Annotated in this window: 12 protein-coding genes and 8 tRNA genes; 1 reads left to right on the top strand and 19 read right to left on the bottom strand. The window is 41.2% G+C overall.

Annotated features, from left to right (window positions below; genetic code table 11):
• Positions 1–366 precede the first annotated feature (366 nt).
• The 10 genes from FS736_RS22660 to sigW all read right to left on the bottom strand — a co-directional run bounded on the left by FS736_RS22660 (position 367) and on the right by sigW (position 12,605).
• A complete protein-coding gene (locus tag FS736_RS22660; RefSeq protein ID WP_144481387.1) occupies positions 367–1,128 on the bottom strand; it encodes a hypothetical protein in 762 nt (253 codons plus the stop codon).
• 95 nt (positions 1,129–1,223) lie between these two features.
• Positions 1,224–1,802, bottom strand: a complete 579-nt coding sequence (locus FS736_RS22655) for a superinfection exclusion B family protein (protein WP_144481386.1) — start codon at positions 1,800–1,802, stop codon at positions 1,224–1,226.
• A gap of 281 nt (positions 1,803–2,083) precedes the next feature.
• Positions 2,084–4,246 carry a KAP family P-loop NTPase fold protein gene (locus FS736_RS22650; RefSeq protein WP_144481385.1) on the bottom strand — a complete coding sequence of 721 codons (2,163 nt, stop codon included), beginning with the start codon at positions 4,244–4,246 and terminating at the stop codon, positions 2,084–2,086.
• Between the two features lie 490 nt (positions 4,247–4,736).
• A complete protein-coding gene (locus FS736_RS22645; RefSeq protein ID WP_144481384.1) occupies positions 4,737–4,934 on the bottom strand; it encodes a helix-turn-helix domain-containing protein in 198 nt (65 codons plus the stop codon).
• A gap of 152 nt (positions 4,935–5,086) precedes the next feature.
• Positions 5,087–6,889 carry a glutamine--fructose-6-phosphate transaminase (isomerizing) gene (gene glmS / locus FS736_RS22640; RefSeq protein WP_144481383.1) on the bottom strand — a complete coding sequence of 601 codons (1,803 nt, stop codon included), beginning with the start codon at positions 6,887–6,889 and terminating at the stop codon, positions 5,087–5,089.
• 669 nt (positions 6,890–7,558) lie between these two features.
• A complete protein-coding gene (gene glmM / locus FS736_RS22635; protein ID WP_144481382.1) occupies positions 7,559–8,908 on the bottom strand; it encodes a phosphoglucosamine mutase in 1,350 nt (449 codons plus the stop codon).
• 37 nt (positions 8,909–8,945) lie between these two features.
• On the bottom strand, positions 8,946–10,178 hold the full coding sequence (locus tag FS736_RS22630) for a CdaR family protein (RefSeq protein ID WP_144481381.1): 1,233 nt from the start codon (positions 10,176–10,178) through the stop codon (positions 8,946–8,948).
• Positions 10,171–10,998, bottom strand: a complete 828-nt coding sequence (gene cdaA, locus FS736_RS22625; RefSeq protein WP_144481380.1) for a diadenylate cyclase CdaA — start codon at positions 10,996–10,998, stop codon at positions 10,171–10,173. The genes FS736_RS22630 and cdaA overlap by 8 nt, the downstream gene beginning before the upstream one ends.
• A 388-nt stretch (positions 10,999–11,386) precedes the next feature.
• Positions 11,387–12,025: an anti-sigma factor family protein gene (locus FS736_RS22620; protein ID WP_144481379.1), complete on the bottom strand. Its 639-nt coding sequence runs from the start codon at positions 12,023–12,025 to the stop codon at positions 11,387–11,389.
• Between the two features lie 16 nt (positions 12,026–12,041).
• On the bottom strand, positions 12,042–12,605 hold the full coding sequence (gene sigW, locus FS736_RS22615; protein ID WP_144481378.1) for an RNA polymerase sigma factor SigW: 564 nt from the start codon (positions 12,603–12,605) through the stop codon (positions 12,042–12,044).
• Positions 12,606–12,854: 249 nt separating this feature from the next.
• Here sigW and FS736_RS22610 point away from each other — a divergent pair, with 249 nt between their 5' ends.
• Positions 12,855–13,025: an aspartyl-phosphate phosphatase Spo0E family protein gene (locus FS736_RS22610; RefSeq protein WP_144481377.1), complete on the top strand. Its 171-nt coding sequence runs from the start codon at positions 12,855–12,857 to the stop codon at positions 13,023–13,025.
• Positions 13,026–13,110: 85 nt separating this feature from the next.
• Here FS736_RS22610 and rocF read toward each other — a convergent pair whose 3' ends face one another.
• From rocF to FS736_RS22565, 9 genes are all read right to left on the bottom strand, one after another.
• On the bottom strand, positions 13,111–14,007 hold the full coding sequence (gene rocF / locus FS736_RS22605) for an arginase (protein ID WP_144481376.1): 897 nt from the start codon (positions 14,005–14,007) through the stop codon (positions 13,111–13,113).
• Positions 14,008–14,950: 943 nt separating this feature from the next.
• Positions 14,951–15,026 (bottom strand) — tRNA-Ala (locus FS736_RS22600).
• Positions 15,027–15,029: 3 nt separating this feature from the next.
• Positions 15,030–15,104 (bottom strand) — tRNA-Gly (locus FS736_RS22595).
• A 69-nt stretch (positions 15,105–15,173) separates the two neighbouring features.
• Positions 15,174–15,246 (bottom strand) — tRNA-Lys (locus tag FS736_RS22590).
• 216 nt (positions 15,247–15,462) lie between these two features.
• Positions 15,463–15,537, bottom strand: a tRNA-Gln gene (locus tag FS736_RS22585).
• A gap of 54 nt (positions 15,538–15,591) precedes the next feature.
• Positions 15,592–15,676, bottom strand: a tRNA-Tyr gene (locus FS736_RS22580).
• A 16-nt stretch (positions 15,677–15,692) separates the two neighbouring features.
• Positions 15,693–15,768, bottom strand: a tRNA-Thr gene (locus tag FS736_RS22575).
• A 24-nt stretch (positions 15,769–15,792) separates the two neighbouring features.
• A tRNA-Val gene (locus tag FS736_RS22570) sits at positions 15,793–15,868 on the bottom strand.
• 25 nt (positions 15,869–15,893) lie between these two features.
• A tRNA-Glu gene (locus FS736_RS22565) sits at positions 15,894–15,968 on the bottom strand.
• Position 15,969: the final 1 nt, after the last annotated feature.

The following is a 15,969-nucleotide window of genomic DNA, read 5'->3' as shown; positions in this document are numbered from 1 at the left end:
TCTAATTATCAATCTTAACCGAATTAAAATAGAATTCAGGTAATTAGCATTCTAGGCTAACATAAATTACCCTCGGATTTATTTCTTCATCTTCCCGCAACTATTTCCCTATATATGAAGTCCATTATTACAATTTTACTCCATCGCTATGGAAATTATCCTTTTTATTAAACGCTTACAAACTCGTATAAATAAAAAGAAATACCCGAAAACCGGAAACTCTCAATGTAATTATTCATCCATACTGTTGGTAAGAACTTTCTTAGTTCTTCATAGAACTCTTTTTTATTCCTGGGCTTCCTAGGATCAGTATTACATTTGAATACTGAAATCACCGCTATTTACCAATGCAAAGTACACAACTTTTTAAGAACCCTTAGTATCTAATTCACTTAGGATTTTTATTAATTTATATTCAATGAACTCATTTGCGTCTTGTTCATTCTCTAAAGCCATTTGGATAAACTGGAGAACCTCTTCATTTAACTCTTCTCTTCTGAATGGTGCTTTTCCTAAAGGATGATTAATAAATGTTTGAAACTGTTCTTTCCATATTGAGCTCTGTAATATCTTCTGTGCATTGCTAATTGATGAAATAAGTGTTTGTTTAGTTTGTTCAACTAACCCTTCTGAATAGTCACCTTTTAAGGATGGATAAACAGTTGAAAGTATTGCTGCGATGCTCAAAAGTGGCAATCGGATTAAGACTTTTGTAGATTCATTATTTTCATCTCTATGATTTAAGAGTAATCCCATCAAATCTGGATGTGAAAATGAGCAAAGGCACTCATACATCATTCTAAACTCATCCCCAAAATCAGCATAAATTTGATTTGGACCTGGTCCTTTACCCATAAATTGAAAGGCTGAACGGTGCTGTTCGAACAGCTTGTCCTTGTGCTTATTAACTAAATACAGTCTACTAACGTGCTCAAAAACTACTCTGAGTAGTACAGGAACGTCTACTATTTGTTGATTACTAACTAATAACCTAGAACTTCGTAAACTCGTTAGGGAGCGTTTAAGTAACAAAATATGATAGTCGTTGTCCTCCAATTTTATTGCACCTTCGACCTGTTGTTCTACAATTAGTAACAAATTATTTATTTCATCTTTTAATACGTCCAAAAATACACCTCTTTACTTAATATTTGAAGGCATTTCGAATAACCTTCGGACTATAAATATATAAAATTAAGAAATCATATTTTTGCACAACATTTTCAATAATAGTGGTTTTCCCTCCGCTGGTTAAACTCCTTTTCATATTGAATTTCAAAAGCAGCGTTGAATTCGGATAATAAATTTGATTTGTTACTTAATTCATCCGATACCCACGGTTGTAATAAATATGGAAAAAGAGCATTGTTTAAATCACTAACCATGTACTGTGAAGTCGCCTTACCAATCATGTAGTTTTGTTCTAGTTCTAAAACAGAACCGTCATGTAATGGGAGGGGTAAGGTACGGTTATCTTCTTGATATAGTGCATATATTATAGCTTTTTGATAGTCATTAAGTTTTTGCAGTCTTTTTTCTGCATTAGCATAAAAATTCCTTTTTGCTTTTACATTAGACATAGATTTAACTGTTTGATATATCAAGTTGACGATTAGGATACAAACAGAAACAATAAAAACTAATCCAATGATGAATCCATATTTATCTCTAAAATCCAACATGAACATTTGATCTAATAAAGAAGTTGGAGAGAACAGAAGTATGCCACTTGCTAAGGATAGTGCAGCCATAATCGTAGTTGGCAAGGTGAGAATCTCACTAATATTAAAATCTATTTTCATAAAGTCCTCCATACATGTACTATTCTTTTATTATACTACACCTCTTGCATACCTCTCCCCTTCCTTCTTTCCTTTTTCTGATAATAGTTCGTTTCGATATTAGAAAAAATCTACAGAATTATACAGTGAGGATAACAACTGCATGGGATTTTATTAGTACGAGAATAGAAATTGAAGCATCATCGGTTCAGTAATTGAGCCGTTAATGAAACAAAAATGACTGAACTCATACTGAATTCGGCCTGATTTTTTCCCAGTTATTAACTAAAACTCATATCTATTTATTCCATACTGCTATCCATTTCTTCTACATTTGCTTCTTCATCTACAAACTTATGATGTAGCCAAAGAAACTGCCTAGCAAGCTCCTCATTTCTGGGTACATGTAAAAACTCAGGATAACGGTCATCTAACACCAAATCATTATAAACTTCCTTAATAGCCTCTACTATGACATTGGAATTTACAACTTTTTGGATAGCGTCATAATTGTCTTTGCGAAAACTTGATTTTCTTGAACCAAATTCTCCAAATGCAGTCGGGGTATAAGAATTAAGTAACTCAAACACAAAATTCTTGTCTCTACGTATTTTTCTTATGATTGTATTAGTTGCCTCTTGGGGCTGCCCATATTCATTCCATATTGATAGTACATAAGGAAAGTGCTCTATTTTTTCAATTCCAATATTGTTAATATTACACCATTCAGAAGATATTCTTTTGGCCAGGATACCAGCCAATTTTGCGTATTCTTCGTCAGAGAAACCTTGAGGATTTGGATGTTCTTCTGTATCTCTTCTGAACCAAGAAAAGCACTCCGTCGCAAAAAATAATGTGTCTGCATTAAAAATTACACCTTTGGCTAACTCGAACTGTTCTTCTTTACTTTTTAGATTCTCTATACAGTCACCAGTGAACATTGCTCCTTGTCCAAAAGTATTCATTGATCTGAAAAGTTGAACAGGATTAGGAAGACTACTTCCTATCTTAGCTATAGAAATTGCCAAATTTTCGGATTGTAATAACGTGAATTTTTTACTTAACCTTCTTAGCATTGAAATAAAGGTTTCTGCATTTTTATCAGTCATAATTTCTTTTATTTTGTTTACAATATCTTCTGGCGAGTTATCCTCACTATATTTTAAGAATTCATTAATCGCCAGGTCTGAAACATCTTTAGAGGTTATCGCATAAGTGAAATATCTTTGAAAATATTGCGGAGAGCATATTCGCTGTTTTTCACTCCATTTTAACTCCGAACTTCCACCATAATAATTATTACCAAAAATGCTGTTGAGTCTGGGAAAGAGAAAGCATAGCAAGTCTACAATTTGAGCCTTTTCTTCTTGTGTAAATACATTTAACGCTGATTCAATCCGCTCTTTCCTTCTTGTCTTTTCCTTTTGATCATGATCATAGCCATAGCCACTGGTACCATCTTTCAAAAATAAATCCCTATTGTCTCTAATTAGAGCATAAACTTCTGGCAAAAGAACCCTAATTCCTTCGACTAACATTAAATCAACAATATTGGCTTCATCTTTTAATATGGGCAAAGAAAACATTAGGATATTTGAATATAACTTAGCTTGTCTGGGTGTCTTTAAATGTGCTTCTAATCCTTTTGAGAAATTGTTTACAAACTGCCTACTATCTTCCTCAGTTAGTCCAATATTAGAAAAGTTCAATACTTGGTCAATTTCATTAAAACAAAAGTTTCTTAAATCCTCTATTTCTATTGATGGTAGTTCTAAGGGAACTTGAATTATTTTTTCCAAAAACGAATTTCCCGTCTCTATAGCATTATATCCGTATCTTTCTTGTAATGCTGATGATACTACATGTTTATCAAACGCCAAAACATAGGCTGTATATTTAAAATCTGCTGTTAACTTAACTAATCTAAACAATGCATGTATTTCATTTTTTTCAAGTCTATCAATATCATCTAAAAGTATTACTACTCTTTTTTTCTCCTCTGCTAAAAGGTTTTCAATTCGTTCTCTTAATTCTTCAATATCTGCACCTGAAAAAAAAGATTTTACTCCATCTGCAACTTCCCCTTTTCCAACAATAGAAGCTAGTGGTTTACCGTATTTTTCAATAAGGTTGCCTATTCTTTCCTTTCCACTTTCTATAGACCTATCAATTACCGTAGCTAAGTCGTTGAAGAAATTGTTGAGCATCTGGTCTTCGTCACCGAATCTCCAAGGATTAAACTTTAAACAAACAACGTGTTCCTCTGTTTGAAGTTCCCTTTCTATAAAGTTTAATACAGATGTTTTCCCATCACCCCAAGCACCATATATTCCTATTACAATACTACTCGGGTCATTTCTTTTAGCTATTACATTGGCTACTCTCTGTGAAAATGGAAAACGATTAAATCGGTCGAGAGCAGCATCATATATTGGAGCATCCGATGAATAGTTATGCTGTTTCATTTACAAAATTCTCCCTTTATTTAATAGTATGTATCCATGCTTTGAACTTTTCTGCTAATCTTTTTGCATTCTAATATCAAATAACCATAATCCCTTACCTAGAATATTATCATCTTTCTTATCTAACGAGTCTAAGAAATCTCCTTTTCCCGAGCCCACTTCATCCATTCATTAAAAATTCGTTTTTCTTCCTCGGTACCTACTTTAACAAACTTTGATTCTTATTATTTCAGATTTTTCTGATTCTGTGCATATTGGTTTAATATTTCAAAAAAATTTTTACGATTCTGAAACAACTTTTCATTTTTGTTCAGTTGCCACCCATTATCCGACTTTGTTATTCAGATAACATCCTTTTATCTTGCAACAATAAAAAAGGACTCAATCCTAAAATTGGATTGAGTCCTTTTACTGAACAACATTTTATAAATAGTTTAAATCTTATCCAAATATACCTTTAGCCTAATGTTATTACGTAACTCTTATACCTCTAATCATCAAATAAAATATTCAAGTCGATTTTAATAACTTTTCTTAAAGATTTCAATGTTTGATAAGAGGGATAACATTTATCTTTTTCTATATCACTTAAGGTTCCTTGGGAAATTCCTAATAAATTTGCAAAATCAGCTTGTGTATAAAAATTTTCTTTTCTAATCATTTTTATACGCTCACCAATTGAGATCATATTATTAACTCCTCACAAGGAACCTTTTAAGGCATAATGAAGCTTACTAACTATTTTTTTCGATTACCAACATTAATTGCAAATTACCGACTTTTTTTTTCGATTACCGACTTTTTTTTTTACAAACATCAGAACAAAAGCAAAGTTATTGTTTATTCAACCGTAACTGATTTAGCCAGGTTACGCGGCTTATCGACGTCACAGTCACGGTGCAGCGCTGCGTAGTATGAGATCAACTGCAGCGGGATTACTGAGATAAGAGGTGTTAATAGGCTGTGCACTTCTGGGATGACGAAACGGTCTTCGTCTGTTTCCAGTCCACTCATGGAAATGATGCACGGGTTTGCTCCGCGTGCTGCCACTTCTTTGACATTTCCGCGGATGCTCAGGTTGACGAATTCTTGTGTTGCAAGGGCGATGACTGGTGTGCCTTCTTCGATCAGCGCGATTGTTCCATGCTTCAGTTCTCCGCCTGCGAAGCCTTCCGCCTGGATGTACGAAATTTCCTTCAGTTTCAATGCGCCTTCAAGGCCTACGTAAAAGTCGATTCCGCGTCCGATGAAGAATGCGTTTCTTGTCACAGTCAGGTATTCGCGCGCGATGCTTTCGAATTCTTCTTTGTCGTCGCAAAGAGCTTCCATTGCATTCGCAACAATTCCTAATTCCTGAACAAGATCGAAGTCAACTTCATGGCCAAGACCGCGGGCTGTTACTTCCGCTAAAATCGCAAGAACAGCAAGCTGTGCTGTATAAGCCTTAGTGGACGCAACTGCGATTTCCGGGCCAGCGTGAAGAAGAAGCGTGTAATCTGCTTCACGGGATAGTGTTGAACCAGGTGCATTCGTAATTGTAAGCGCCTTGAAGCCCATTTCCTTCACCTGAACAAGAACCTGGCGGCTGTCCGCAGTTTCTCCGCTCTGAGAAATGAAGATGAATAATGGCTTTTCAGATAGAAGCGGCATGTTGTAGCCAAACTCGCTTGAGATATGGACTTCAACAGGGATCTTCGCCAATTTTTCGATGAACTGCTTGCCGACAAGGCCTGCATGATAGGAAGTACCTGCAGCGATGATGTAGATACGGTCTGACTGGTTCATCGCAGCAACGATGTCAGAATCGATTTCAAGTGCGCCTTCTCCATCCTGGTAGTTCTGGATGATTTTGCGCATCACAAGCGGCTGCTCATCGATTTCCTTGAGCATATAGTGCGGGTATGTTCCCTTTTCAATGTCGCTTGCATCAAGTTCTGCAGTGTAAGGAGCGCGTGAAACTACTTCGCCTTCAAGGTTCTTGATTGTCACTTCATCCTTAGTGACAATCACCATTTCCTTGTCCATCAGTTCAACGTACTGGTTTGTTACCTGAATCATCGCCATCGCATCACTAGCGACTACATTGAAGCCTTCGCCAAGGCCGACAAGAAGCGGGCTCTTGTTTTTCGCCACGAAAATCGTATTTTTGTTTTGCTCGTCTATAAGGGCAAGTGCATATGAACCATGTAAAAGTGTCAGCGTTTTACGGAACGCTTCTTCTAAGTTCAGACCTTCGTTTACGAACAAATCGATCAATTGTACGATAACTTCAGTGTCTGTTTCACTTTTCAATTCGACATTCTGCAAATACTCGCGCTTCAATAGATCATAGTTTTCGATGACGCCATTGTGAACAAGAGTCAGTCTGCCTGTTGAGCTCTGATGAGGGTGAGCGTTCACCTTGCTTGGAGGACCGTGAGTAGCCCAGCGAGTATGACCGATTCCAGCGTTAGCCATTACTTCGTTGTCCACTGCGTCGCGAAGATCCGCAATGCGTCCTTTTTCCTTAAAAACGTGAACTCCATTTTCATTCATGACCGCGATTCCCGCAGAATCATATCCTCTATATTCAAGCTTTTCCAGGCCTCGCAATAAAATCTCTTTCGAGTCGTTATTTCCAATATATCCAACAATTCCACACATAACTTCTTTTCCTCCTGTACGACAGGGGGCAAGAAGCCTCTTATATAGGGGCAGCTTGCCCCCTTATCTCATATAATTAGTCCTGAGGTCGACTTCACAAAGCCAATCCTCGTTAGTTTTAGCATCCCCATCTCTTTGTCCATTAAGTTGCCCTAATGTTTTAAAGATGGAATTCGCGGCTGTGCTTTCAGCCGGGAGGCATCCGCCGAAACTTCGATAAACCTCCACCTCGTCAACTAATCCACTTTTCCGGTCAAGGATTAGTCCTGGCGCTTTAGTTTTCCATTGTTTTACCTCTTCCCACCTTTCGATAAATTGTTTTCAAGGCAAAAATCAGCCATTAACAAAAACAGGATAATCATACATGATACTGATACATCCGTCAATAGAAAACAAAGGAAAACAGCCTTCCCCTACAAATACCCTTTAAAGGACGGCTAAAACTCCCTTCACAAGAAAAGCGTAAGCGCCTTGTTCAGCCCTGACAAGCGCTGGAGGGCCGATCAGTGAAGTCGCTTTTTGACTTCATTGGGCGGACCGAAGCGACTCGAAGGGCTAGGCGCTGGAGCTGGACACTTCTCTAAGTGAAAAAATAAACTTTCTCTATAAATAAATATGCATAAGGGCTCTTTTATGTGCCGAAACCCTTATGCATATCGCTTGTTTTCCTTATTCTTTTAAACCCATTTCTTCTTCCACAACCGCTGCGATTCGGTTCACGTATTCCTGGCAGAGTTCTGCAGTCGCTGCTTCAGCCATCACGCGCACCAATGGTTCTGTTCCGGAAGGACGGACCAGGATCCGGCCATTGCCGTTCATTTCCGCTTCTACCTGTTCAATTACTTCTTTTACCTTCTCGTTATCCGTAACGTGATGCTTATCCGTCACACGGATGTTAACAAGAACCTGTGGGTACTTCTTCATTTCCCCAGCCAGTTCGGAAAGCGGCTTGTTTGTTGCTTTCATGATGTTGGCAATCTGAAGACCTGTCAAAAGTCCATCTCCAGTTGTGTTGTAGTCAAGGAAGATGATATGGCCGGATTGCTCGCCGCCAAGATTATAGCCGTTTTTCTTCATTTCTTCTACTACATAACGGTCACCGACAGCTGTCTGGACGCTTTGCACGCCATTTTCCTCCAGGCCTTTGTAAAAACCAAGGTTGCTCATCACAGTGGATACAACGGTCCCCTGTTTTAACTGTCCGCGTTCCTTCATGAATTTACCGCAGATATACATGATCTGGTCGCCATCAACGATGTTCCCTTTTTCATCAATCGCAATGAGGCGGTCGCCATCTCCGTCAAAAGCAAGACCAAGATCTGCTCCTTTTTCCTTCACGAATTCTGCAAGAGCTTCAGGGTGCGTCGATCCTACGCCGTCATTGATATTCAGGCCATTAGGGGATGCTCCCATCGTTGAAGTATCCGCATCAAGGTCGGCAAACAAGTGGGTTGCCAATGAAGATGTAGCTCCATGTGCGCAGTCCAGCGCGATATGAAGACCTGTGAAATCTTCGTCAACAGATTGTTTTAGATATTGAAGATACTTCTGGCCACCCTCGAAGTAATCATTAACCTGTCCAAGATCAGCACCTACCGGACGAGGGAGCTCATCAGCCTCCATGTCCATCAATTGCTCAATCTCGTTTTCCTGATCATCAGAAAGCTTGTATCCATCGGGTCCAAAAAACTTGATCCCGTTATCTGCTACCGGATTGTGCGATGCAGAGATCATGACTCCTGCCTGTGCGCCAAGTGCCTTAGTTAAATAAGCTACTCCAGGAGTCGAAATCACACCGAGCCTCATAACTTCCGCTCCGATTGAAAGCAGGCCGGCAACAAGAGCCCCCTCGAGCATATGGCCAGAGATACGTGTATCACGGCCGATCAGCACTTTTGGCCGATCGTGCTCCTTTGTCAGGACATACCCTCCGAAACGGCCAAGCTTGAAAGCCAGTTCTGGCGTCAATTCGCTGTTCGCAACTCCACGTACTCCATCTGTACCGAAATATTTACCCATCCTTTAAATCTCTCCTTGTATGAAAAATTGCAGTCAATTATGCTTCTTTTTTCGCAATTGATATACTGGCTTTTTCTTTTGCCAGTTTCCACGTTATATTTTGAGGTGCCGTCACCTTCATAGCGACTTCGTGAGTCCCTTCCGCCAACTTCGATACATCAATCAAAACATTAAAATCATCAGCAGATAGTGCAGAGACGAGATCGCTTGGTCCTGAAACCGTCAACTTTGTTTGTCCGTCTGTAGGATCAAGAAAATCTATTTCATAGCCCTCATCCATCCCATTAATTTCAATTGGGACATTGGATATGGTCTTCTCGGAAGCCTTCGTGACGTTAACGTTCACTTTTACCAATTCTGGTGAAACCGCGACGATACCTTCCCCAATAATGACCGGCAGAGTAAGTTCCGTATCCTCTTCGATTTTGCTGACATCCACTTCCACTCTGACCCTATCAACCTTCTCAAGTACATCCGGGTCAGCGAGGATTTCAGCTTCCTTCGTGTCCAAAGTGATTGAATCAATGGTCACGCCACTTGGAGGATTGCCTTTTCGGACAATATCAATCGGTACCTTTTTGCTGGAGCTCTTTACCGGGATAGTCACTTCAACCACACCAGGCTCCACATTGACATCCAATTTATTCATGTCTCTATCCAGGGCAAGGACACTTGCTTCCCGCGTGATTGTATCCGATATTTTTCCGGAAGAATTCACTGTTGCTTTTACATAGGTGATTCTGTCGACAATATCCTTGGCACCGGTAATTTGAACTTTATTCGGTTTTACAGTTGGCTTCTCGGCAATATAGCCCTCTTCGACTATATTTCCGCTGAATTCAGCTTCGACGCTGAATTCCTTCGTCACCTTCTCCTGGATGGACACATTGGCATAACCAGGATCGATGGTGACCGTCAGCCTTTCGGATACATCTTTGATTGTGATGGGAACACGCTGGTTTCCCATTTCAGCATCCGTCAAATCGACGAACACTTCAAAATTCCTTAGTGTTTTTGCCTGCTGAACCAGGTTTTTCGGTCCCTGGAGCGTAACAGTAACCGTCTCGGGAACACCTGATACGACTAATGTATCGGTATCATAAACCCTTTTTACCGGTACGTCTTCAACCGTTGCCACCTTTTCATCAGATGGGACGTTCACATCCCCGGGCTTATTCGGGTCGTTTTTTGGAACAGATCCAAAGAGCAGCACGGCAAGAACAAGGGCAACCACTTTTATGAACCAAGGATTATCCATCCATCTATCCATTTTTCTTCCCCCTCCAATTCCAGCGGGTAGAAGCTGCCTGCTTGATTCTTGATGGTGAAATCAACTCGGCAGTGAGCAGTTCCCTTAGCGTTTCCCCGCTCAAGTCCCTGTATAGTTCGCCATTCCGTGTGACCGAAACACTCCCTGTTTCCTCGGAAACGACGATCGTGATACTGTCGGTTACTTCACTGATTCCGAGCGCGGCCCTATGCCTTGTGCCCAGTTCCTTCGAAATGAATGGACTCTCTGACAAAGGCAAATAACAAGCTGCTGCCGCAACGATATTTTTCTGTATGACAACGGCTCCATCATGAAGCGGTGTATTCGGAATAAAAAGGTTAATCAACAGTTCAGAGGAAATTCTCGATTGCAGCTGGATGCCTGTTTCTATGTAATCACTCATTCCTGTTTCTCTTTCAATTGAAATCAATGCCCCGATCCGGCGCTTCGCCATATAATCGGTGGACTTGATAATGGCCTCCACCATCTTTTCTTCGTCTTCCTCTTCCTGCAGCCCGGATCTGGCGAAAAGCCTTCCTCTGCCAAGCTGCTCGAGTGCCCGCCGCAATTCGGGCTGGAAAATGATGATAATGGCCAGGAATCCCCAGGTCAATACTTGTTCCATCATCCAGCTGAGCGTATTTAACCCGAAGTAATCACTGACAAACTTTACGATCAGGATGACAAAGATCCCTTTCAAAAGCTGGACAGCCTTCGTCCCTCGAATAATCGCGATCAACTTATAGATGACGAACCAAACCAGGAGAATGTCAACAATATTAGCTAGATATTCCAAGAAATCGAAATCCGCAAACGACATTGCACTTCCTCCAGTAGTTTAGTAAGGCTCTTTTGCGAAGTTATTCCTCTAGCCTCCAAATGAACCCATTTGTAAAAGGCTCTTTTCGTACATGATGTTGCTTTCACACACAAAGCCGGCTTCTGGGCTTTTATTATTATTTCCGCTATCCGTTTCATGAGCATCCTTCAAAAGAGTCACGAAACATGTTAATTATATGTGTTCGAGAAGCAACATTAAATGCGAAAACAGCGTTGTAAAAAGCGGAAGATGACCAATGCACTTCTGCCTGTATTCTAAGATAACTTTATCATTATACCATAAGGTCAGCTTAAACGAATAATGATGTCATCTAAAGCTTCGTAGACCAATGGAGTAAAAAGATACATCCTTAAAAAAAAAGCCATTCCTATTGGAATGACCGTTCCTTCTCGTCATTTTCAAATAGATCTGCCGTGTTTTTCACGGTATTTTTAATATGATACCAAATCCATTCGAATATTTCATTGACTTCGGTTACTTCCCCTGTGACATTACCGGCTGAAGCCATGTACCTTTCCCCGTTGATGACGGTCAAGTTCCCTTGTACTTCGCCTTCGACCTTCACCTTGCCATTCCTGACCACGACATCCCCCTTGACTACTTCCCCTTCAGGTACAATGACGGTATCATTTTCAACGATCAGATTAGGCTGTTTCGAAACAGAAAACTGATGGTCCTCGTTCCAGGTCGAAAGAATGCTTGCAGTCATCAATGCAAGGAAAAGCGATGCAGCTGTCAAAAGCGGATGACTCCTGAACCAGCGTTGGACTTCAGTCTTTTTCTTCTCCTTTGGCAAGCCGGCCATGACCTTTGATGTAAAGTCATCCGGCGCCTGGATATGGGAAGTACTCTGGACAAGAGCGATTGCCTTGTTCAATTCCCGGAAGTAACCCTGGCAATCTGAACAACTCTGCAAATGCTCTCTTAAAATCTTTTCGTGTTCTTCAGTAATTTCATCATCTAAATACTCGTGCATATATTCAAAAACCTGTTCGGGACATTTCAAATTCTTTCACCTCACCTTATACGTGTCGCAACTGCTGCCTTAACGCCTCTCTGCCTCGATGGATCCTCGTCTTCACCGTTCCAAGCGGCAAATCCAGGATTTCACTGATTTCATTCAGGCTAAGCTCCTCAATATACTTTAATACGATGACCGATCTGTATTTATCGGGTAGTTTTGAAATTTCTTTTTGAATTGTGTCTTGCAATTCGATACTTTCTACCTCATCCTCTGGCAAAGGAGTTTCAGATGGCACCTGTGAGTACATGGTCAAGCCTTCCGTTCCCGGCACCTCTGCATCAAGAAAATAATCTGGTTTCTTTTTACGAATCCGGTCAATGCAAAGATTGGTAGCAATCCTGTATAACCATGTTGAAAACTTCAGGTTTTGATTGAAGCTGTTAATATTGATATATGCGCGGATGAAAGCCTCCTGTGCAATATCCTCTGCCTCATGCCGATTCCCGAGCATACGGTAGCAAAGCTGGAATACCTTGTCCTTGTATACCTCAACAATCTCTCCATAGGCATTCTGGTCTCCCTTGATTACCTGTTTTATTCTGTGCTTTACGATCGTTTCCATTATTTTACCTCCGCGCTTCCTGCGGCTAATCGATATACGAATCGATTCCGTAAAAGGTTTCGTTTTTTTTTATAAAAACTTTATTTATATATGTAATTATGTCTATTCCGTTTAAACAGACTCTTTTCGGCAAAAAAAGCTAAAAAACTCGATACGTTAATATTAACAAATTTTTACCAGTTTGGTTTAAAAAGTTTTGGTCCGGGGTATAAAGGGACTATATTTAATGAAAGCGAGGAACAAAGATCAATGTGTGCAGAAACGCTGTTGAAGGATATAGAAAATTGCCGTAAAGAAATGGTTGAACTAGCTGCAAGAACCTCGCTGTCAAACCAACGGGTAGTAGACATGAGCATGAAACTCGACCATTTACTAAATAAATATTATCACTTATCCTCAAAAAAGCCAGTTCTATATTAATGATAAAGAGCAGCAGCCGTAACAGGGCCGCTGCTCATATTTTTTTGTCTAACCATCTCATTCTATTCTTTTTTCAAAGCTTTGATTACAAAAGTTTCTCGCCAAATAAAGAACCCATCAGCGCAACCGCCGCGACTGCCGTCTTGTTCTTTTCATCCAGGATTGGATTCACTTCAACGAATTCCGCAGAAGTAATGATTTTCGCTTCAGCCAGCATTTCCATTGCCAGGTGGCTTTCACGATAGCTGATGCCTCCTGTAACCGGAGTACCAACACCAGGAGCATCCGTTGGGTCGAGTCCATCCAGATCAAGTGAAAGATGGACACCATCGGTCTTATCTTTAAGATAATTGACCGTCTCCTCAATGACAGCAGCCATCCCTAGGCGGTCAATTTCGTGCATGGTGAACACCTTGATACCCATTTCCTTTATCAAGTCTTTCTCCCCATCATCCAGTGCACGCGCACCAATAATGACAATATTCTCCGGCTTCACCTTAGGAGCATACCCGCCAATCTGCGTCAGCATCTCATGACCCAAACCAAGACTCGCAGCCAGCGGCATACCATGAATATTTCCAGACGGCGAAGTCTCCGCCGTATTCAAGTCTCCATGGGCGTCATACCAAATCACACCAAGATTCTTATAATGCTTGGACACACCAGCCAACGTCCCAATCGCAATGCTATGGTCCCCGCCCAAAACAAGCGGAAAAGACTTCGATTCTATAATCTTATCTACTTCATCTGCAAGCAGGCGATTCTTCTCCGCCACCAACTCAAGGTTTCGAAGATTGCTATTAGGGTCAATCTTCACCTCAGGCCTGCCAACTGCAATATCGCCCAAATCTTCTATCTCATCAAAAAGCACACTTAATCTCTCATTGATACCTGCATAACGGATCGCACTCGGGCCCATGTCAACTCCCCTTCTCATCTGACCCAAATCCATCGGCATCCCGATAATCGAAAGTTTCTTCATTCTTGACTCCCCCTTGCTTTCTCTCATCTCTCCCCCTATTTTAAACGCTTTCATTAGGATGACTCAACCGGACAATTTCATGAATATATATACGGTTTGGAATAGAATGAATTTACGAAATGATTTTGTTGAGGCTGTGAGACGGGAGGGTTTTTTGACAGTTTTGGGTGATTCTTTTGCAAACCTGTCAAAATCCAAGTGGTTTCTTGACAGATTTGGCTCCTTCTCCTGCAAACCTGTCAAAATAACGGAGGGTTCTTGACAGCTTTGGCTCCTTCCACCGCAAACCTGTCAAAATCCACGTGGTTTCTTGACAGCTTTGGTTCCTTCTACCCCAAACCTGTCAAAATAACGGCGGATTCTTGACAGCTTTGGCTCCTTCCACCGCAAACCTGTCAAAATAACCGCGGATTCTTGACAGCTTTGGCTCCTTCCACCGCAAACCTGTCAAAATAACCGCGGATTCTTGACAGCTTTGGTTCCTTCTACCCCAAACCTGTCAAAATAACGGAGGGTTCTTGACAGCTTTGGTTCCTTCTACCCCAAACCTGTCAAAATAACGGCGGATTCTTGACAGCTTTGGCTCCTTCCACCGCAAACCTGTCAAAATCCACGTGGTTTCTTGACAGCTTTGGCGCCTTCTACCGCGAACCTGTCAAAATATCCGCGATTTCTTGACAGCTTTGGATTCTTTTCCTGTGAACCTGTCCGAACTGGAGACCACTTCCGACAGCTTCTGAAATATCCGTTAAATCTGTCCAAAACCCCATGGTTACTTTTGACTGACTCATCCTCTCTTTATTCAAAATTGTCTAATCACGACGTATTCCTTACAGCTATTACAAGTAGTGTAAGATAACAATTCACAATATAAGTAGCGTGAAATAAAAAAAGCCATAAACCCGACTGGATTTATGACTGAAATGGTATTTATGTAGTATGATGGTGGAGCCTAGCGGGATCGAACCGCTGACCTCCTGCGTGCAAGGCAGGCGCTCTCCCAGCTGAGCTAAGGCCCCATTTGGAGCGGAAGACGGGATTCGAACCCGCGACCCCAACCTTGGCAAGGTTGTATTCTACCACTGAACTACTTCCGCATGATTTTATTATATAGGTAAGACCCCTAAAAATAAAGGAAAAATTATTCTTAGGGGCCTTGACATGAGTGAGCCATGAAGGACTCGAACCTTCGACCCTCTGATTAAAAGTCAGATGCTCTACCGACTGAGCTAATGGCTCTCAATATTGTAGATCAACAAGTTGTTATCACTCGGTTAAGCATGTTATCGCATCTGCGATGCTCGAAAGTCCTTACGGCCTTTCTCGCAAGTTGCCGCAGAAGCAACTCCAGGGAGTGAGCAACTTGCTCTACCGACTGAGCTAATGGCTCATAGGATATAATCTACCCTATTCATTGTCTCTTAAGCATCCTGAGTGCAAAAAAGAAAATAAAAATGGCTGGGCTAGCTGGATTCGAACCAACGCATGACGGAGTCAAAGTCCGTTGCCTTACCGCTTGGCTATAGCCCAATGAAAAAATAAAAAGGACATTAGTAGCTTGTCCAATTTTAATATGTATTAAAATGGTGGAGGGGGACGGATTCGAACCGCCGAACCCTGAGGGAGCGGATTTACAGTCCGCCGCGTTTAGCCACTTCGCTACCCCTCCACAAGCCAAAAAAAAATGGTGCCGGCAAGAGGACTTGAACCCCCAACCTACTGATTACAAGTCAGTTGCTCTACCAATTGAGCTACACCGGCATTTGTAATTATTAAAGGAATATATGGTGGAGGATGACGGGATCGAACCGCCGACCCTCTGCTTGTAAGGCAGATGCTCTCCCAGCTGAGCTAATCCTCCATTTTATGATGCTGTTTAAAGTAGATGGTGACCCCTACGGGATTCGAACCCGTGTTACCGCCGTGAAAGGGCGGTGTCTTAACCGCTTGACCAAGGGGCCA

Origin of the sequence: Cytobacillus oceanisediminis 2691 (assembly GCF_007678455.1) — a bacterium.
GTDB lineage: Bacteria > Bacillota > Bacilli > Bacillales > Cytobacillaceae > Mesobacillus > Mesobacillus oceanisediminis_A.
Note: the sequence above shows the minus strand (reverse complement) of the source record. Positions and strands in the feature narration are given on the sequence as shown.